Origin of the sequence: Pararobbsia alpina (genome assembly GCF_902859895.1) — a bacterium.
Lineage (GTDB): Bacteria > Pseudomonadota > Gammaproteobacteria > Burkholderiales > Burkholderiaceae > Pararobbsia > Pararobbsia alpina.
In genome coordinates, this window is sequence record NZ_CADIKM010000001.1 from 486,383 (window position 1) to 506,514 (window position 20,132).

Annotated in this window: 14 protein-coding genes, 1 rRNA gene and 1 pseudogene; all 16 read right to left on the minus strand. The window is 64.6% G+C overall.

The features are described 5' to 3' along the window. Positions 1-132 precede the first annotated feature (132 nt). Positions 133-1,089 (minus strand): D-alanine--D-alanine ligase, encoded by a 957-nt coding sequence (locus HV670_RS02110; RefSeq protein WP_281362348.1) that lies wholly within the window; start codon positions 1,087-1,089, stop codon positions 133-135. A 13-nt stretch (positions 1,090-1,102) separates the two neighbouring features. After that, positions 1,103-2,488, minus strand: coding sequence for a UDP-N-acetylmuramate--L-alanine ligase (gene murC, locus HV670_RS02115; protein WP_175102950.1), 1,386 nt, complete (start codon positions 2,486-2,488; stop codon positions 1,103-1,105). Further along, positions 2,485-3,579 (minus strand): undecaprenyldiphospho-muramoylpentapeptide beta-N-acetylglucosaminyltransferase, encoded by a 1,095-nt coding sequence (gene murG, locus HV670_RS02120; RefSeq protein ID WP_175102951.1) that lies wholly within the window; start codon positions 3,577-3,579, stop codon positions 2,485-2,487. Before murG ends, murC begins: the two co-directional genes overlap by 4 nt. After that, entirely contained in the window at positions 3,576-4,916 is a 1,341-nt protein-coding gene (ftsW, locus tag HV670_RS02125; protein ID WP_175102952.1) for a putative lipid II flippase FtsW, read from the minus strand. The genes murG and ftsW overlap by 4 nt, the downstream gene beginning before the upstream one ends. Continuing rightward, positions 4,913-6,520: a Mur ligase family protein gene (locus HV670_RS02130; RefSeq protein ID WP_175102953.1), complete on the minus strand. Its 1,608-nt coding sequence runs from the start codon at positions 6,518-6,520 to the stop codon at positions 4,913-4,915. Before HV670_RS02130 ends, ftsW begins: the two co-directional genes overlap by 4 nt. A 67-nt stretch (positions 6,521-6,587) precedes the next feature. Further along, positions 6,588-7,757, minus strand: coding sequence for a phospho-N-acetylmuramoyl-pentapeptide-transferase (gene mraY, locus HV670_RS02135; protein ID WP_175102954.1), 1,170 nt, complete (start codon positions 7,755-7,757; stop codon positions 6,588-6,590). Positions 7,758-7,769: 12 nt separating this feature from the next. Beyond that, positions 7,770-9,248 (minus strand): UDP-N-acetylmuramoyl-tripeptide--D-alanyl-D-alanine ligase, encoded by a 1,479-nt coding sequence (locus tag HV670_RS02140; RefSeq protein ID WP_175102955.1) that lies wholly within the window; start codon positions 9,246-9,248, stop codon positions 7,770-7,772. Next, a complete protein-coding gene (locus HV670_RS02145) occupies positions 9,245-10,792 on the minus strand; it encodes a UDP-N-acetylmuramoyl-L-alanyl-D-glutamate--2,6-diaminopimelate ligase (protein WP_175102956.1) in 1,548 nt (515 codons plus the stop codon). Before HV670_RS02145 ends, HV670_RS02140 begins: the two co-directional genes overlap by 4 nt. Further along, complete coding sequence (locus tag HV670_RS02150) at positions 10,789-12,567, minus strand: peptidoglycan D,D-transpeptidase FtsI family protein (RefSeq protein ID WP_175102957.1); 1,779 nt, start codon at positions 12,565-12,567, stop codon at positions 10,789-10,791. The genes HV670_RS02145 and HV670_RS02150 overlap by 4 nt, the downstream gene beginning before the upstream one ends. A 200-nt stretch (positions 12,568-12,767) precedes the next feature. Further along, positions 12,768-13,097, minus strand: a pseudogene (ftsL, locus tag HV670_RS30805) (cell division protein FtsL); the annotation flags it as partial. Beyond that, complete coding sequence (rsmH, locus tag HV670_RS02160) at positions 13,094-14,047, minus strand: 16S rRNA (cytosine(1402)-N(4))-methyltransferase RsmH (RefSeq protein ID WP_175102959.1); 954 nt, start codon at positions 14,045-14,047, stop codon at positions 13,094-13,096. The pseudogene ftsL and the gene rsmH, both read right to left, overlap by 4 nt. A gap of 9 nt (positions 14,048-14,056) precedes the next feature. Next, the gene (gene mraZ / locus HV670_RS02165; protein ID WP_175103011.1) at positions 14,057-14,485 is read right to left on the minus strand and encodes a division/cell wall cluster transcriptional repressor MraZ; all 429 of its coding nucleotides are present in this window, start codon (positions 14,483-14,485) and stop codon (positions 14,057-14,059) included. A gap of 463 nt (positions 14,486-14,948) precedes the next feature. Beyond that, positions 14,949-15,647 (minus strand): 2-polyprenyl-3-methyl-6-methoxy-1,4-benzoquinone monooxygenase, encoded by a 699-nt coding sequence (gene coq7 / locus HV670_RS02170; RefSeq protein WP_175102960.1) that lies wholly within the window; start codon positions 15,645-15,647, stop codon positions 14,949-14,951. A 274-nt stretch (positions 15,648-15,921) separates the two neighbouring features. Next, entirely contained in the window at positions 15,922-17,595 is a 1,674-nt protein-coding gene (locus HV670_RS02175) for a long-chain fatty acid--CoA ligase (protein ID WP_175102961.1), read from the minus strand. A gap of 104 nt (positions 17,596-17,699) precedes the next feature. Continuing rightward, complete coding sequence (locus HV670_RS02180; protein WP_175102962.1) at positions 17,700-19,778, minus strand: molybdopterin-containing oxidoreductase family protein; 2,079 nt, start codon at positions 19,776-19,778, stop codon at positions 17,700-17,702. 255 nt (positions 19,779-20,033) lie between these two features. After that, a 5S ribosomal RNA gene (rrf, locus tag HV670_RS32180) occupies positions 20,034-20,132 on the minus strand; the annotation flags it as partial.

Here is a 20,132-nt window from a genome sequence, read left to right on the forward strand (position 1 = left end):
TTCGTTGCGGTTAATGCTACGACCACGGTTACAGTTGCCATTACGCCTGCGGTTTCGCGCGGTTCCGTCTTCCAGATCTACGACTGCTTCACTTCCCCCTCGGCTCCATCCCGACGTGTCCAGCGGTACTGCCTATCGTTCCGCCTTGTCGAGCGTCTGCGCCAGCACGCTCAGCACGAGGTCCGCATAACTGATGCCGACCGCGCGGGCCGCTTTCGGCGGCAACGAGTGATCCGTCATCCCCGGCGCGGTATTCACCTCGAGGAAATACGGGTTGCCGTCGGCATCGAGCATGAAGTCCGCGCGGCCCCAGTCAGTGCAGCCGAGCACTTCGAACGCGCGCCGCGAGAGCGCCTTGAACCGCTTTTCGTCGGCATCCGTCAAGCCACTCGGAATCAGGTACTGCGTATCGTCGGCGATGTACTTCGCGTGATAGTCGTAAAACTCGCCGGCCGGCACGATCCGGATGATCGGCAGGTCGAGTTCGCCCGCGATCGACAGCGTGAACTCGCCGCCGCCGTCGATGCTCTTCTCGACGAGCACGATCGGGTCGTACTGCGCGGCCTCGGCAATCGCGCGCTCGAGCGTGTCGGCCGACTTCACCTTGATGACCGCGACGCTCGACCCTTCGCTCGCCGGCTTGACGAACAACGGCAGGCCGAGCTTGCCAACCAGGCCGGCGACACGCGCCGCATAGTCCTCGCCCCGATGGACGATCTCGAACGGCGGCGTCGGCACACCGGTCTGCTGCCAGATCAGCTTGCTGCGCAGCTTGTCCATGCCGAGCGCCGAGCCGAGCACGCCGGTGCCGCTATAGCGGATGCCGAGGAATTCGAGCGCGCCCTGCAAGGTGCCGTTCTCGCCATAGCCGCCATGCAGCGCATTGAATACGCGCACGAATCCTTCACGCTGCAGATCGAACAGCGCGCGTTCGGCCGGATCGAACGCGTGCGCATCGACGCCGCGTTCGAGCAGCGCCGCGAGCACGAGCCGCCCCGACTTCAGCGAGACCTCGCGCTCAGCCGACACGCCGCCCATCAAAACAGCCACTTTCCCAAAAACTTTCGGATCCACTCCGCTCTTCCCAATCTCAGTCAATTCGTTATTCCCGCTCTTGCGTCAACCGGCCCGGCACCGTGCCGATCGACCCCGCACCCATCGTGATCACGACATCGCCGTCGAGCACGAAGCCCGCCAGCGCATCCGGCACTTCGTCGACGGTCTCGACGAACACCGGCTCGACCTTGCCCGCCACGCGAATCGCACGCGCGAGCGCACGGCCGTCGGCGGCGACGATCGGCGCCTCGCCGGCCGCATAGACTTCGGTCAGCACGAGGCCGTCGACCGTCGACAGCACCTTGACGAAATCCTCGAAGCAGTCACGCGTCCGCGTGAAGCGGTGGGGCTGGAACGCGAGCACGAGCCGCCGGCCCGGAAACGCGCCGCGCGCCGCCGCGATCGTCGCAGCCATCTCGACCGGGTGATGACCATAGTCGTCGACCAGCGTGTACGCGCCCTGCGCCACCGGCACTTCGCCGAAGCGCTGGAAGCGGCGGCCGACGCCGTTGAATTCCGCGAGCGCCTGCTGTATATCGGCATCCGCGACCTCAAGTTCAGTCGCAATCGCAATGGCCGCGAGTGCGTTCTGCACGTTGTGCGTACCCGGCAGGTTCAGTTCGATCCGCAGGGGTGCCGCTTCCTCGCGCAATACCGTGAACGCCATCTTGCCTTCGCGAGCGACGACATCGATCGCGCGGACTTGCGCGTCCTGCGCAAAGCCGTAGCGGATGATCGGCTTCGAGACGAACGGCAGGATTTCGCGCACGCTCGGATCGTCCACGCAGAGCACCGCGATCCCGTAGAACGGCAGGCGGTGCGTGAATTCGATGAAGGCCTGCTTGAGCCGCGCGAAGTCGTGACCATACGTATCCATATGGTCCGCATCGATATTGGTGATCACCTCGATCACCGGAAACAGGTTCAAAAACGAGGCGTCGGACTCGTCGGCTTCCGCGACGATGAAGTCGCCGGTGCCGAGCCGCGCATTCGCGCCCGCGCTGTTCAGGCGCCCGCCGATCACGAACGTCGGATCGAGGCCGCCGGCCGCGAGCACGCTCGCGACGAGGCTCGTCGTGGTCGTCTTGCCATGCGTGCCCGCGATCGCGATGCCCTGCTTGAGGCGCATCAGTTCGGCGAGCATCACCGCACGCGGCACGATCGGAATGCGCTTGTGCCGCGCCGCGAGCACTTCGGGATTGTCCGAGCGCACGGCGGTCGAGACCACGACCGCATTCGCGCCTTCGATGTTGGCGGCGTCATGGCCGAACGCCACGTTCGCGCCGAGCGCGATCAGGCGCTCGGTGACCGCGCTGCGGCCGAGGTCGGAACCGCTGACTTGATAGCCGAGGTTCAGCAGCACTTCGGCGATGCCGCTCATACCAGCGCCGCCGATGCCGACGAAGTGAATATTCTTGACGATGTGCTTCATAGTGATTCCTTGCGTTGCGCGACGGCGGCGCAAACGCCTGCGACCACCTCGGTCGCATCCGGTTTCGCGCATTCGCGCGCGCGCGCGGCCATCGCCGCGAGGCTCTCGCGCGTCTGCGCGCCGATCCAGTCCGCGAGTCCCTCGACCGTCAGCTCGCGTTGCTGGATCAGCAGCGCGCCGCCACGGTCGGCCAGGAAGCGGCCATTGGTCGTCTGGTGATCGTCGACCGCATACGGGAACGGCACGAACAACGCAGCCACGCCGACCGCCGCGATCTCCGCGACCGTCATCGCGCCCGAGCGGCAGATCACCAGATCGGCTTGTGCGTAGGCGCTCGCCATATCGTCGATAAAGGGCACGAGCCGGATGTCCGGATCGTGATCGAGGCCCGCGTTCTCGTAGTAAGTCTTCAGCGCGCCGATATGCTTCGCACCCGCCTGATGGACGACATGCGGACGCGAGCCCGCGGGCAAGCGCGCGAGTGCGAGCGGCACGGCCTCGTTGAGCGCCGCGGCGCCCAGGCTGCCGCCGACCACGAGCAACTTCAACGGACCCGTGCGAGCCGCATAGCGCCCTGCCGGCTCAGGCATGTCGCGTAGTTCTTCGCGAATCGGGTTGCCGGTCCATTCGCCACCGGGCAATGCATCGGGAAACGCAACCAGCACTCGCTTAGCCAGCTTGGCGAGCACACGGTTCGCGAGGCCCGCGATCGAATTCTGTTCGTGCAGCACGAGGGGGCGTCCGGTCAGCGCCGCCATGATGCCGGCCGGGAACGTGATGTAGCCGCCCATGCCGAGCACGACGTCGGGCTTGATCCGGCCCAGCACGCCGAGGCTCTGCGAGCACGCACGCAGGAGATTGAACGGCAGTCGCAGCTTGGTCATGAGACCCTTGCCGCGCAAGCCGCCGAAGCGCACGAACTCGATCGGAATGCCGTGTTTGGGCACGAGCGTCGCTTCCATGCCCCCGGGATTGCCGAGCCAGACCACGCGCCAGCCATGCGCCTGCATCCAATGGGCGACCGCGAGCCCCGGGAACACATGTCCGCCGGTGCCGCCAGCCATCACCATCAGCGTGCGCGCATGGGTCATACCTTGCCTCCGCGCATCAGCACCCGGTTCTCATAGTCAACGCGCAGCAGCAACGCGATCGACACGCAGTTGAGCAGGATCCCCGAGCCGCCGAACGAGACCAGCGGCAGCGTCAGCCCCTTGGTCGGCAGCAGGCCGAGATTCACACCCATGTTGATAAAGGTCTGCGCACCGATCCACAGGCCGATGCCCTTCGCGACGAGACCCGCGAACACGCGGTCGAGCGCAAGTGCCTGCCGGCCGATCTCGAATGCGCGGCGCACGATCCAGTAGAACAACAGGATCACGACGAGCACGCCGACATAGCCAAGCTCCTCGCCGATCACCGCGAGGATGAAGTCGGTATGCGCTTCGGGCAGATAGTTGAGCTTTTCGACACTGCCGCCGAGCCCGACGCCAAACCATTCGCCGCGTCCGAACGCGATCAGCGAGTGCGTGAGCTGATAGGCCTTGCCCTGCGCATAGCGCTCATCCCAGGGATCGAGATAGGCGAAGATCCGCGCGCGACGCCAGGGCGAGGCCCAGACGAGCAGGGTGAAGGTACCGACCGCGGTCAGCACGAGCCCGCCGAACAGCTTCGCATTGACGCCGCCAAGAAACAGCAGGCCCATCGCGATCGCCGCGATCACCATGAAGGCGCCCATATCGGGCTCGAGCAGCAGCACCGCGCCGACCGCGCCGACCGCGAACGCCATCGGCAGGAAGCCCTTGCTGAAGCTGTGCATGAATTCCTGCTTGCGCACGGTGTAGTTCGCCGCGTAGATCGTCACCGCGAGCTTCATGATTTCCGATGGCTGCATATTGGTGATGCCGAGCGGAATCCACCGGCGCGCGCCGTTCACGCCCTTGCCGATATGCGGGATCAACACGATCACAAGCAGCACGAGCGACAGCACGAACAGCTTGGGCGCCCATTTGTCCCATATGTTGATCGGGATGCGGAAGACGAACACCGCGGCCATCAGCCCGATCACGACCGAAATGATGTGACGCACGAGAAAGTGGTTGGTCGTATACGACGCGTACTTCGGCGAATCCGGCATCGCGATCGACGCCGAATAGACCATCACGAGCCCGAGGCCGAGCAGCGCGATCACGACCCACATCAGGGTGTGGTCATATTCGAGCATCGTCGAGCGCGTGGGTCTGATGCGGTTGAGGCCCGTACTGAAGCCACTGCCCGGGTCCCGCTCGCGGCGCACGGTATCCGACGTGCCGGACATCCCGGACATGCCGGTCGATGCCCCGCGACGCAGCGGAGGCGCCGACGCGCTGCCGTCGAGCATCGCATTCGACGCACCGGGCAGATGGGAGAGAAGTCGCTGGATGAAGTTCATAGCATCGTCCCATGATCTGCGGCGACGTCCTCGACCGCCGAGCGAAAGACATCCGCGCGATGCGCGTAGTTGCGGAACATGTCGAAACTCGCGCAGGCAGGCGAGAGCAGCACGGCGTCGCCAGCCTCGGCAAGCGTCGCGGCCGCGCGCACCGCTTCTTCAAGCGTCGCATGGTCGTGCAGGGGAACACCGGTAGCCGCCAGCGCAATGCGGATCGCCGGCGCATCGCGGCCGATCAGCATCACGGCGCGGCACCAGCGCGCAACCGGCGCGGCAAGCGGATCGAAATCCTGTCCCTTGCCGTCGCCGCCCGCGATCAGCACGACCCGCTGTGCCAGTCCGTCGAGCGCGGCGACAGTCGCACCGACGTTGGTGCCCTTGCTGTCGTCGACAAAGTCGACACCGTTGATTGTCGCGATCGACTCGACACGGTGCGGCTCGCCGCGATAGTCGCGCAGGCCGTGCAGCAGCGCGGCGAGCGGCAGCTCGAGCGCGCGGGTGAGCGCGAGCGCGGCCAGCGCGTTGGCTGCGTTGTGCAGTCCGCGGATATGCAGGGCATCGGCCGGCATCAGGCGTTTGATCGCGATGTCCGGCTCGGCGCCCGGACCCCGGCGCTTGCGCGTCGAGGTGCTTTCGGGGGGGGCGTCGGCCTGGTCGAGCGCGTGGACCAGCCAGGTCAGGCCGGATTCGCGCAGCAGACCGAAGTCGCCGTCATGCTCGGGCTTACCGAGGCCGAAGGTCACGACGCGCGCGGGCGAATCGGTGCCGTCAGCCGGAGCGCTGGCAGCGGCCGCGGAAGACGTCGATCCGCTAGTTGCGTTCGCGCCCGTGGCAGTCACTGAAGCACGCGCGGGCCCACCCATGGCCGCCTTGGCAAAGGTCATGACCCGGGCATCGTCGCGATTCAATACCCGCACGGTCCGCGCACCGAAGATCCGGCCTTTCGCCGCCGCATAGGCGTCGAGTCCGCCATGCCAATCGAGATGGTCCTGCGTGATATTGAGCACGGCCGCCGCATCCGGCTCGAAGCTGTGCGCGGTCTCGAGCTGGAAGCTCGACAGCTCGAGCACCCAGACCTCGGGCAGGGCGCTCGCGTCGATCGCTTCCGACAATTTGTCGAGCGCGGCCGGACTGATATTGCCCGCCACCCCGACCGACTTGCCCGCGCGCTGACACAGCAAGCCCGTGAGCGCGGTGGTCGTCGTCTTGCCATTGGTGCCGGTGATCGCGAGCACCTTCGGTGCATAGCCGCTTTCGGCAAGCGTCCTGAGCGCCTGGGCGAAGAATTCGAGTTCGCCCCAGACCGGAATACCGCGTTCGCGCGCCGCGGCGAGCAAGGGAACAAGCTCGGGGGCGAGCGGTGACAGGCCGGGGCTGATACCGACGAGCTCGATGCCATCGTCGAGTAGCGCGGGCGCGAACGCACCGCCGATGAACTCGGCACGCAAACCGTCGCTGTCGAGCACCGCACGGTTGGGCGGCGACTCGCGTGTGTCGGCAACGCGCAGCCGGCAGCCATGGCGCGCGCACCAGCGCACCATCGCCAGGCCCGATTCCCCGAGCCCCAATACCAGTACTGACGGTCGTTGCAAATCGCCGAACATCTCAGGCTTTCCTTTTTGAGCTGCGTCGCAGCCCGGTTAGTGCATTCAACGCAATCACAAGATCGGCTTAGCGCAACTTCAACGTCGACAAGCCGATCAGCACGAGCATCAAGGTGATGATCCAGAACCGCACGACGACTTGCGTCTCCTTCCAGCCCGACAACTCGAAGTGGTGATGCAGCGGCGCCATCCTGAAAATCCGGCGTCCCTCGCCGAAGCGCCGCTTCGTGAACTTGAACCATGAGACCTGAAGCATCACGGACAGCGTCTCGACGACAAAAATCCCGCCCATGACAAACAAGACGATCTCTTGGCGGACAATCACGGCAATCGTGCCGAGCGCGCCGCCGAGCGCGAGTGCGCCGACATCGCCCATGAAGACCTGCGCGGGGTGTGTGTTGTACCAAAGGAATGCGAGTCCCGCCCCCGACATCGCGGTGCAGAAGATCAACAGTTCGCCCGCACCGGGGATATGCGGGAACAACAAGTACTTCGAATAGACCGCGCTGCCCATCACGTAGGCGAACACGCCGAGCCCGCTGCCGACCAGCACGACGGGCATGATCACGAGCCCGTCGAGACCGTCCGTCAGGTTCACCGCATTGCTCGAGCCGACGATCACGAAATAGGTCAGCGCGATAAAGCCGAGCGTGCCCAGCGGATAGCTGATCGACTTGAAGAAAGGCAGCATCAGGTCGGTACGTGCCGGCAGCTCGAGCGAAAAGCCACTGTGGACCCAGGTCATGAACAGGTCGAACACGCGCGCATTGTTCGCCTCCGAGACACTGAACGCGAGATAGACCGCGGCAAAAAGGCCGATCACCGACTGCCAGAAGTATTTTTCGCGCGAGGCCATCCCACGAGGGTCTTTGTGGACGACCTTGCGGTAGTCGTCGACCCAGCCGATCAGCCCGAAACCGAAGGTCACGAGCAGCACGATCCAGATGAAACGGTTGGTGAGATCGGCCCACAGCAAGGTCGAGATCGCGATCGCGAGCAGCACCAGCACGCCGCCCATCGTCGGTGTGCCGGACTTGATCAGGTGCGTCTGCGGACCGTCGGTGCGGACCGCCTGGCCGACCTTCAGCGAGGTCAGCTTGCGGATCACCCACGGGCCGCAGATCAGTCCGATCGCCAGCGAGGTGATCGCAGCCATCACCGCGCGGAATGTCAGGTAGTTAATCACGCGCAAGAAGCTTGCATCGTTCTGCAGCCACTGCGCCAGGACCAATAACATCGAACTTCCCTCTTAATGCGCGCCGGGCTGGCCCGGCGCTGCTTCCAGTGTCAGGGCCCGTACCACGCGCTCCATGCGCATGAAACGCGAACCTTTGACAAGAATCGTGCCGCGGGCGAACGGCCCCGCGGTACTACCTGCTGCTTTCGTATCGCCTGCTGTACTGCCCGCAGTGTTGCGTGCCGGGGTGCCCGCTGCCTTCTCCGTCAATTCCGCGAGCAATGCTTCGACCGTATCGAAATGCATGCCCTGCTCGCCGAATGCCTCGACCGATGCTTGCGACTCGGCACCGAGCGCATACATTGCATCGATGCCCTGCTCGCGCGCGAACTCGCCGATCTCGCGGTGAAACGCCGTGCTGTAGTCACCGACCTCGCCCATATCGCCGATCACGAGCACGCGCGGGTGGGCTTCGGCGGCGAGCACCGCGATCGCCGCGCGCATCGAATCGGGATTCGCGTTGTACGTGTCGTCGATCAGTTGCACACCGGCGAACGGCGCGAGTCTGGCGGACTTGCGTTGCAGGCGCCCAGCCACGGGTTCGAACTGTTCGAGCCCGGCCTTGATCGCTGCCAGCGGCACGCCGGCCGACCAGGCGGCGGCCGTCGCGGCGAGGGCATTGCGCAGGTTGTGATCGCCGATCACATGAAGCACCGCGTCGAACGCGCCGTCCGGTGTATCGACATGCAAGGCGCCATCGGCCCGGTGCTCACCGCGGATGACCGCTGCGGCATGCTGGGGCGCCGGGTTCAGCACGAAGTCGACGATCTGGCGGTCCGTCGCCGCAACGCGCCAGATCGCCGCATAGGTATCGTCGGCCGGGAACACGGCGTGAGCATGGTCCGGCAACGCGTGGATCACACTCGCGTGTTCGAGCGCGACGGCCTCGACGGTCGACATGAACTCCTGGTGCTCGCGCTGGGCGTTGTTGATCAGCGCGATCGTGGGCTGCGCAATACGGGCGAGCAGTTCAGTCTCGCCCGGATGGTTCATGCCGAGTTCGACCACCGCGAGCCGGTGCGCGGCGTTCAGGCGCAGCAGCGTCAGCGGCACGCCGATATCGTTGTTCAGGTTGCCGGCAGTCGCGAGCCGAGCGGTCTCGCCGACGGCGGCTGCGAAGATCGAGGCGATCATGCCCTTGACCGTGGTCTTGCCGTTGCTGCCCGTTACCGCGACCAGCGGCAGCGTGAACTTCGCACGCCAGCCGCGCGCGAGTTCGGCCAGCGCGGCGCGCGTGTCGGGCACCCGCAGCGCGGGCAGGCGCCAATCGGCCGGGCTGCGCGAGACAAGCGCGGCCGAGACGCGACGCTCGGTGATCTCGCCGAGGAATTCATGTGCGTCAAAGCGTTCGCCCTTCAGCGCAACAAAGAGATCGCCAGGTCCCGCCGTGCGGCTGTCGGTCGAAATGCGGTCGAACACGGTGGTCTCGTCGCCGAGGATCGTCGCGCCCGGAATCAGCGTCGCGGCTTCGCGCAAGCTCAGCATGCTCATGCGCCTTCTCCAGGTGTTTTCTTCACGCGCGCGGCGAGTGCGAGCCGCGCGTGGTCGAGGTCGGAGAACGTTCGCTTGCGGCCCATGATTTCCTGTGTGGATTCGTGCCCTTTGCCAGCCAGCACGACAACGTCTTCCCGCGCGGCGGTGCGCACGGCCTGAAGGATCGCGCTCGCGCGGTCTTCGATCCGGCGCGCGGAATCGGCGTGCTGCATGCCGGCCGCGATCTGGTCGATGATCGATGCGGGTGCCTCGGTACGCGGGTTGTCACTCGTCAGCACGACCTGGTCGGCGAGGTGCTCGGCGATCGCCCCCATCTGCGGCCGCTTGCCGGGATCGCGGTCGCCGCCGCAGCCGAATACGCAAGTGAGCTTGCCTTTGCGGATAGCGGCGGCCGGACGCAGCGCCTCGAGCGTCTTTTCAAGTGCATCGGGCGTGTGCGCATAGTCGATCACGACGAGCGGTTCATCGGCCGCGAGGCGGCCGCCGAGCCGCTGCATCCGGCCGGCGACGGGTTCGACCTTCGCCAGTTGGGCAAGTGCGGCACTGAATGGGATGTCGCTGGCAAGCAAGGCACCCAGTACCGCGAGCAGATTGAGGACGTTGAATTCGCCGAGCGTCCCCACTTCGAGATCCGCCTTGCCCCAGTCCGATTCAAGATGGAACGCCGTGCCGTTGGCCGTCGAGCGGATCTGTGTCGCAAAGAGCGAGTGGTTCGCCGGTACGGCCTCGCGCCCCGCCTCGCCGAGGCCGTAGGCGATCATCCGGACACCGGCCCGCGGCGTCGCGAGCAGACGGCGGCCCGCCGGGTCGTCGCGGTTGATCACGGCCGCCTTCAGGCTGGCCCAGTCGAACAGGCGCGCCTTTGCCGTCTCATACGCTTCGAGCGTGCCGTGGTAGTCGAGATGATCCTGCGTGAGATTCGTGAAGACAGCGACATCGAACGCCGTCCCATTGACGCGTCCCTGGTGCAGGGCATGCGACGAGACTTCCATCGCGATCGCCTGCGCGCCGGCGTCGCGCAACTGTGCGAGCGTGCGTTGCAATTGCGGCGCATCCGGCGTCGTGAAGCCCGTCACTTCGAGCCGCCCCGGCAGCACGCCTACACCGAGTGTGCCGATCACGCCGCAGCGCTGCCCCAGGCGGCCCAGCACCTGCGCGATCCAGTGGCTGCACGAGGTCTTGCCGTTCGTGCCGGTAATGCCGATCACATTCATCGCCCGGCTCGGCTCGCCGTACCATGCGCTCGCAATCGAACCCGCGAGCCGGTCGAGCGAAGCGACCGGCAGGAGATTCGCCACCGAGGCAAGTGGCGTCAGGCCTTCGCTAGTCTGCCAAAGAACGGCGGTGGCACCGCGTGCAACCGCGTCCGGCACATGCAGCCGGTTGTCGGCGCCTTCGACCGCATAAGCGAGAAACACATCGCCCGCAGCGAGCGCGCGCGAGTCCGCGTGCAGGTTCGCCTGTGCGTCCGCGTGCTCACGCAACCACGCGATCACGTCGGCCACGGCCTGGACATCGTCGAGCGGCGCGCGCGGGCTCATCGCGTCACCTTGGTAGCGACCGACGCGTCCTGCATCGTCGTGCTCATGGCCATCGGCTTGATCGGCAGGTCCGGCGCGACATTCAGCGCGCGCAGCGTATCGCCGGCAATCGACGCGAACGCGGGGCCGGCGACCTTGCCGCCGAAATGCGAGCCGGCGCTCGGATCGTCGATCGAGACGGCGACCACGATGCGCGGCGCGGAAATCGGTGCAATGCCGACGAACGATGCGCGGTAGTGCGAGCGGTCGTAGCCATGGGGACCATGCTTGTAAGCCGTGCCAGTCTTGCCGCCAACGCTGTAGCCAGGAACCTCGGCATCGGGGGCCGTGCCACCCACGGCCGTTACATTGCTCAGCATCTGGCGAATTTCGCCCGCGGTTGTTTGCGAGATGACCCGCGGCCCGTCGACCGCGGCGTTGTCGGCGTTCTTGTAGATTGTCAGGGGCACGAATTCACCATCGCGCGCGATCATCGTATAGGCGCGGGCAAGCTGGAACAGCGACACGGAAATCCCGTAGCCGTAGGCCATCGTCGCCTGTTCGATGCGCCGCCAGCTCCGCCAGGGCCGCAGCCGCCCCGCGACCGCGCCCGGGAAACCGATCTTCGGCGCCTGGCCGAAGCCGACGCTCGTGAACATATTCCACATTTCCTCGGGCTTGAGCGTCATCGCGATCTTCGTCGTGCCGATATTGCTCGACTTCTGGATCACGCCCGCGACGGTCAACACGCCGAAGTTCGAATCGTCGGTGATCGGCGCGCCATCGAGCACGAAGCGGCCCGGCGAGGTGTTCACGAGCGTATCGGGCGTCACGTGATGAAGGTCGAGCGCAAGCGCGATCGTGAACGGCTTCATGATCGAACCCGGCTCGAACGTATCGGTCAGCGCGCGATTGCGCAGCTGCTCGCCGGTCAGGTGCGAGCGGTCATTCGGGTTGAAGGTCGGGTAGTTGCACAGGGCCAGCACCTCGCCGGTCCGCACGTCGATGACGATGGCGGCGCCCGCCTTCGCAGCGTGACTTTCGACTGCGGCCTTGAGGTCTGTATACGTGATGTACTGGATCTTGCTGTCAATGGACAGCGTCAAGTCCTGGCCGTTGCGCGGCACGGCGAGTTCGTCGACGTCCTCGACGATGCGCCCCATGCGGTCCTTGATCACGCGACGGCTGCCCGGCACGCCATTGAGCAGTTTCTGCATCGCGAGCTCAACGCCTTCCTGCCCTTCGTCTTCGACGTCCGTGAAGCCGACCAGGTGCGCGGTAATCTCGCCTTCAGGATAGAAACGCTGATACTCGGTGCGCTGATAGATACCCGGGATATCGAGTGCCTCGATCTGCTTGGCGACGTCGAGCGGTACCTGCCGCTTCACATAGACAAAGTTTCGGCCCTCGGCGAGCTTCGCGTGGAGGTCCCTCTGCGGCATGTCGAGCAGCTTGCCGAGCTCGGCGAGTTTGCCCGGATCGAGATCATCGGGCACGTCTTCGGGAATCGCCCAGATCGCGCGGACCGGAAGACTGGTCGCCAGCGTCTGGCCGTTGCGATCGGTGATCTTGCCGCGCGTCGCAGGCAGGGCGAGCGTGCGCTGATAGCGGCTTTCGCCCTGCTTCTGATAGAAGGCGTTGCCCGGACCCTGAATCCACAGCGCGCGCGCGGCCAGCGTGGCGAATGCGAGGAACAGCAGGAATACGACGAGCTTCGAGCGCCACATCGGCAGGCGCAGCGAGAGGATCGGGTTGGGCGTGTGGCGCATCGACTTGTTGCCGGAGGTCTTTTTCATTGCGACGCTCCGGCCGCGGCGGCGGAGGCGCCCGATGCGCGTGTCGCACGTGAAGACGTGGCAGCGGCAGACTGGGCGGTCGACCCGGCCGACGATCCAGCCGATGAGCCAGCCGGCGAAGACGCGCCCGCCGACGCTGTGCCCGACGTGATGCCGGCGATCTCCGATGCATTGGCCGTGTTTGATGCACCCGTGTTCGATGCGCCCGTGTTCGATCCCGTCGAAGCGGGGCCGCTCGCGCCATCGTCGGGCGCCGTGACCGAGGCCCCGGCGACGGTCAGGTATTGTGTGCGGCCCGCCGTAACGGGCTGCATCTCGAGGTCGGACGTCGCGACGCCTTCGACACGCGTCGTCTTCGACAGCGCACTTTGCTGGTACTGGAGCCGCGCAAGCTCCTGCTGGAGCTGACGCTCCTGCATCTGTCCGCGACCGAGTGCGATGAACAGCTCGCGCTGGCGGTTCGTCGCATTGACGACGGAAAGCGCACAGAGCGTGACGATCAGCAGGAGCAGGAAATTCAGGCGGCTCACGCGGCCACCCGTTCGGCAATCCGCATCACGGCGGAACGGGCACGCGGGTTGGCGGCCACCTCTTCGTCGCTGGCCATGACGCGGCCGAGCAACTTCATTGGAGGAACCGGGAGTTCGGCGGCGCGCAACGGCAGACGGCGGTCGAGCGGAGGCACGTTCGCCTGCGACTGCATGAATCGCTTGACGATACGGTCCTCGAGCGAATGAAAGCTGATCACGACCAGCCGCCCCCCTTGCTCCAGCAATGCCAATGCCGCCTCAAGCGTTACCTGCAGCTCCGCAAGCTCTTGATTGACGTGAATCCGTAAAGCCTGAAAGGTGCGAGTTGCGGGGTCCTTCCCCTTCTCGCGCGTTTTGACGACGTGAGCCACGATCTCGGCAAGCTCGCGTGTGCTGGCGAGAGGACCGAGCCGGTCGGATTCTGACCGGCGAGCAACAATCGCCTTTGCAATCTGAAAAGCAAACCGTTCTTCCCCATAGTCGCGAATCACCTCCGTCAATTCCTGCTGGGTTGCACGCGCAAGCCACTGCGCGGCCGACTCGCCGCGCGTCGGGTCCATCCGCATGTCGAGCGGGCCGTCATGGCGAAAGCTGAAACCGCGCGCGGGATCGTCGACTTGCGGCGACGACACGCCAAGGTCCAGCAAGATGCCCGACACCCTCTCGATGCCGCGCTCGGACAGCGCATCCGCGAGCGTGGCAAAACTATCGTGAACAATCTCGAAGCGCGCGTCCCCGATTTCCCGCGCCGTCGCAATCGCCTGCGGATCCTTGTCGAAGCCGAGCAGCCTGCCGCCGGCGCCGAGCTTGCCGAGCACCGCGCGGCTATGCCCGCCACGGCCGAATGTGCCGTCGACATAGAGGCCGTCGGCGCGCCAGACGAGCGCATCGACCGCTTCCTTCAGCAACACCGTCCGGTGTTGCAGCTGTTGATTCGAATCCCCAGTCATCGCGGCGCGTCAGAAAGTAAAGTTCTTCAGCGCGTCGGGCATGCCCTGCGCCATGGCCGCCTGCTCTTTGGCCGCGTAAGTCTGCGCATCCCAGATTTCGAAGTGGCTGCCCATTCCGAGCAGAATCACTTCGCGCTCGAGCGATGCTGCGACACGCAACTCCGGTGACACCAGCACACGTCCTGCCCCATCCACTTCGACATCTGATGCATTACCAAGGAAAATCCGCCGCCACCAATGCGCATCCATCGGCAGTTGAGCGATTTTTGTGCGAAAGACTTCCCACTCGGGGCGTGGAAAGAGCAACAGGCAGCCATCCGGGTGCTTGGTGATCGTCACCCGGCCTTCGGCCTGCCCTTGCAGCGCGTCGCGATAACGAGTGGGCACGGACATGCGCCCCTTCGAATCGAGCGTCAGCGCCGACGCCCCTTGGAACACGAGATATTTCTCCTCGATCTCACACAAAAATGCACTTTCCCACACTGTTTCCCACTTTAGAGGAAGGTGTAAGGACGGTCAAGCGACTTTGCCGGCGAAGCGCACAGTTTTTGCGTGCTAGAACAACGACTTAGCGATGGTTCTTGAGATAGGTTAAAAAGTAAAAAGCTATAAGAATTAAGGTGCTAATTGCGCTAGTGAAAGTGATGGATGAGAAATAGCGCGGAGCGCCGGGCTAGAGGAGCGTTTTTTCAAGCAGAGGTTAGGAAAAGCACACTGCAGGATCGAGGTAGGCCAGCGAGGAAGCCGTGCGTGACAAGCGGTCGATTCGGATGCGAAACGGAAGCGGGAGTGAGATTGGGCTTAGGTCGAATTTGAGTATTTTCTCACACCTTCATTTGCCCATCTTAAAGCCTGGACGCCCTCCTCCCGCAAGTCGGCGCGTCCAGCCCTTCCCCAATTATTAAATATAGTAAGCGGTGCGCGTCATCACGCTCGATGCCGCACGCATCAGCGAGCGGACCGGCAGCGGCAGGTCGACCGCTCCCGCCGCCGTGGCCGCGTGGGCATGCTCGGCTTCGTCTTCCCGCATCTGCTCGACGATCGCTCGCGAGGCCGCATCGTTGGGCGGCAGGATGCCGAGATGCCCGTCGAGATGGTGTTCCACCTGCCGTTCGGTTTCCGCCATGAAACCCAGGCTGATCTTGTCGCCGATGCGGCCGGCGACCAGGCCGATCGCCAGCGCGCCCGCGTACCAGAGCGGATTCAGCAGGCTCGGACGGGAATTGAGTTCGGTCAGGCGTTCAGCGGTCCAGGCGAGGTGATCCTCCTCGTCGCGTGCGGCCTGTTCAAAGCCGCGCCGCAGCGTTTCGGAACGCGCCGTCAACTTTTGCGCCTGGTAGAGCGCCTGCGCGCAGATCTCGCCGACATGATTCACGCGCATGAGCCCGGCCGCGTGTTTCTTTTCTTCGGGTGTCAGCACACCCGGCTGCGATGCAACTGTATCAGCCGCACTTGCTGTTTCAGACGCGTCGGGCGAGGCCGCTGTGGCGGTGGCCGGCAGGTCGAGCTTCGCCGCCGGCGACGGACGGGTCGCACGCACCGCGCCGGTGAGCGAGCGCAGCCCGTGGTCAAATTCGGTAATCAGGCTATCGAGGTTCATATCGGGTATCGGACTTCTCATTGCAAGCCAATACCTTACCACCGAGGAAGGCAATGGCGACGCAACGAGAGGCGAAACCGGTCTATGCCGTAAGGTCTACGCCAACGCTGACGCGGACAAGACGGCATTGGCAGCCTGAAATGCCCGCTTTGTGAGTCGGAAAAACTACACGGACCGAAAGCCGCAATCCGAACGCCCGGAAGCGGGCTGCCGAAAAAGGGGCGGCATCTGCGCCGAACAAAAGTCAGTGCGCGCTAATATCAGTGCGCGCTGCTCAAGCCTTCCCGTCGCGCAATTCCCTGCGCAGGATCTTGCCGACCGTGGTTTTCGGCAATTCGGTCCGGAACTCGACCGTGCGCGGCCGTTTGTAGCCGGTGAGCCGCTCCTTGCAGAAGGCGATCAGATCAGCTTCGGTCAGCGCCGGATCCTTCCTGACAACGAACAGCTTGACCGTCTCCCCGGAGTTGCCGTCGGGCATACCGACCGCGGCCACCTCGAAGACACCGGGATGCTGGGCCACGACGTCCTCGACCTCGTTCGGATAGACGTTGAAGCCGGACACCAGGATCATGTCCTTCTTGCGGTCGACGATCCGGATTTCGCCGTTCTCGGCCATGACGCCCACATCGCCCGACTTCAGGAAGCCATCGGCGGTCATGGCCTTAGCGGTCTCGTCCGGCCGGTTCCAATAGCCGGCCATGACCTGCGGCCCGCGAATACAGATTTCGCCGGGCTGCCCGAGCGGCACTTCATTGCCCTCGTCGTCCCGAATCGAGACATCGGTGGACGGCATCGGCAGGCCGATCGTGCCCGAGAAGCGCGTCGAGTTCGCCGGGGTGCAACTGACCACCGGCGACGTTTCCGACAGGCCGTAGCCCTCGAGCAGCGGTGCGCCCGTTGCTTCGACCCAGCGCGCCGCGACGGCCTCTTGCACGGCCATGCCACCGCCGCTTGCCGCGATCAGGTTCGAGAAATCGAGGGTCTTGAACTCAGGGTTATTGAGCAAGGCGTTATAGAGGGTGTTGACGCCCGGGAATGTCGTGAACCTGATTCCTTTCAATGACTTGATCAGACCGGGGATGTCGCGCGGATTGGGAATCAGCACCCCCATTCCGCCCGTGCGAATCGTCAGCAGGCCACCCGCGGTCAGGGCGAATACGTGATACAGGGGCAGTGCGATCACACAGATGAACTGTCCGATGTCGGGCTTTTTCGTTCGCGCAGGCTGAAGCCAGAGATCCGACTGGATCACGTTCGCGACGATGTTCCGGTGCAGCAGCGTGGCGCCTTTTGCGACGCCCGTGGTGCCACCTGTGTACTGGAGGAACGCGATATCGTCCGGTCCGATCGCCGGACGTTTGAAATGCGCGGAGTCGGCTTGCGCAAGGGCATGGTTGAAGCGCACATGGCCCGGCAGACTCCACGCGGGCACCAGTTTCTTGACCCGCCGCACGATCAGGTTGACCAGCGGCCCTTTGATCCCGAGCAGGTCGCCCATCGCGGTGACGATGACATGTTTGATCGATGTGTTCGCAAGAACCTTTTCGAGCGTGCACGCGAAATTCTCGAGAATCACGATGGCTTCCGCGCCGCTGTCCTTGAGCTGGTGTTCGAGTTCGCGCGGCGTGTAGAGGGGGTTCACGTTCACGACGACATAACCCGCGCGCAGAACGGCGGCCAGCGCGATCGGATACTGAAGCATGTTGGGCATCATCAGCGCCACGCGCGCGCCCGCCTGCAGCCCACGTGACTGCAGCCACGCCGCGAGCTTGAGTGAGTACGCGTCGAGCTGGGCGTAGGAGAGCCCTTTGCCCATGCAGAGAAAAGCCTGCCGCTTACGATAGGTCTTGAAGCTCTCCTCGAGCAACTCGACGAGCGACGGGTAGATGGACGTATCGATCTGCGCCGGCACACCAGGGGGGTAAGACTTCAGCCAGATCCGGTCCATGCTGTCTCCTGTCTATTTTAGAATGGTCGTGCTAAAAACCGATCGTATCCGGGCGGATGCCCTCAGGCAATGATGTCAGTAGACGCGGGCCTCCAGACGAGCAATCAGGCGAGGGCGACGTCGACAAGGCAATCGTAGAACGTCGCTGCGTGGCCGAGATCGGTGAGCGCCTGACTCGTGAGCTGATTCGCGTTCCGGCCATCGGCGGCGAGCTTCTTCCACCAGATCGACAGGCCGACCACCACGCCCTCGCGCGCCCGGTCGGTGACGCGCGCGGTCAGTTCGACCGTGCCCCGGTCGTTGAAGACGCGCACGCGCTGGCCATCGGCGATCCGCCGCGCGGCCGCATCGGCCGGATGGATATCGAGCTGGGGTTCGCCGATCGGTGCACGCAGGCTGTCGACATTGACAAAGCTGCTGTTCAGGAAGTTGCGGGCCGGCGGGGAGATCATCGCGAGCGGATAGCGGCTGGCCAGCGCGGGATCGTTTTCGAGCGACTCTCTCGGAGGCAGATAGTCGGGCAATGGATCGAGACCCTGAGCTTGCAGGCGCTTCGAAAAGAATTCACATTTGCCCGACGGCGTCGGAAAACCTCCTTGGGCAAACGGTGCCTCGGGCACGGCGACCTTAACCCAGCCGTCGTTCATCAACTTCTCGAAGCTGCCCTCGCGCAACGCCGGGTGATCCCACTTGAATGCCTGCCGGGCGAGCTGTTCATCCGTTTCATACAGTGCAGGCTCATCGAGGCCCATGGCGCGCGCGATGCCGCGGAAGATGTCGGTGTTCGGACGCGCTTCCCCAACAGGTTCGATCGACCGGTGGCTCGCCATGACATAGGTATGGCCGTACGCCCTGTGCACGTCGAAATGCTCGAGCTGGGTCGTCGCGGGAAGGAGCAGGTCGGCATAATCGGCCGTGTCGGTCTGGAAGTGTTCGAGAACGATCGTGAACAGATCCTCACGCGCGAAGCCGCGAGCGACGCGATCTGAATCGGGCGCGACGGCCACCGGGTTCGAGTTGTAGACGATCAGCGCCTCGATCTTCGGGCCGAATGCCTCATCACCAGGATGGCAAAGGGCATCGCCGAGCTGGCTCATATTGATTGTGCGCGGCGACTTCGAAGGCCAGCCGGGCAGCAGGTCGGGGCGCGCAAGCGCTGCACCGTCCACCGGCGCGAAGCCGGATGCCGAAAGGAGCAAGCCGCCCGCCGGGTCGCGCCAGGCGCCCACCAGCGAGGGCAAACAGGCGACCGCTCGAACGGCGTTGCCGCCTCCGTGCGCGCGCTGCATGCCATAGTTCAGGCGGATCGAGGCCGGTTTGGTGGTGCCGTATTCACGAGCGAGCGTGATGACTTCGTCGGCGCTTATTCCGCAGATTTCGGCGACGCGATCGGGTGTGTAGGACGCGGCCCGTGCCTTCAGTTCGTCGAAGCCTTCCGTGTATCGCTCGATGTAGTCGATATCGATGAGGCCCTCGGCGATCAGCACATTGACCATGCCGAGCGCGAGCGCCGCGTCGGTACCCGGCTTGAGCGCGATGTGCTGGTCACATTTTTCCGCCGTCAGCGAACGATAGGGGTCAATGGCGATAAGCCTTGCACCGCGACGCCGGGCCTCTTGCGCGCGGGTCCAGAAATGGACGCTCGAGACGATCGGATTGCTGCCCCAGATCAGAATCAGTTTGCTGTTCTCGAAATGTTCGAGATGCATGCCGACGCCTGCGCCGTAGGTGTATTTCAGCCCCGCAGCGCCGGCTGACGAGCAGATGGTTCGTTCGAGCAGCGAGGCCCCGAGCTTGTGGAAGAACCGCGCCGCGATGCCTTCGCCCTGGATCAGGCCCATGGTTCCAGCATAGCTGTAGGGAAGAATCGCTTCGGGATTGCGGGCTGCAATCGGGGCAAGACGTTGGGCCGCGAGCCGGAATGCCTGCTCCCAGCTGATGGGTTCGAAGCGCCCTTCGCCCTTTCTGCCGATGCGCCGCATGGGCTGGGCCAGGCGGTCGCGGTGGTAGGTGCGTTCGGTGTAGCGGGAGACTTTGGTGCAGAGCACACCGGCGGTCGGCGGGTGATCGGGATGACCGCTCACCTTGATCGCCTTCCCGTCCTCGACGGTGACGCGAAGCGCGCATGTGTCGGGACAATCGTGCGGACAGACCGCGGTGACGACGCCGGTGAATGGCTTCATGGGAACCCTGTGATGGCGCTGTTTGAATGACGTAATGTACGCTGTTCGACAAGCGCAAAGCAAAGGGACACGTGAAGGGGTGGCAGCGGACCCTGCGGGCGACCAGCGGTTCTGGCAGTCCGCGATCGAGGTGCACAGACATCGAAGGCGCCATGCTCAGTCGGCCGCTATCCGCCGCGACCGGGGTCCGTGGTTTTGCGGAGCACCAAAGCAAAAAGCCCTGCTCGATTGAGCAGGGCTTTCTGGGGTGTAACAGCCTGACGATTACCTACTTTCACACGGGAACCCGCACTATCATCGGCGTGGAGTCGTTTCACGGTCCTGTTCGGGATGGGAAGGGGTGGGACCAACTCG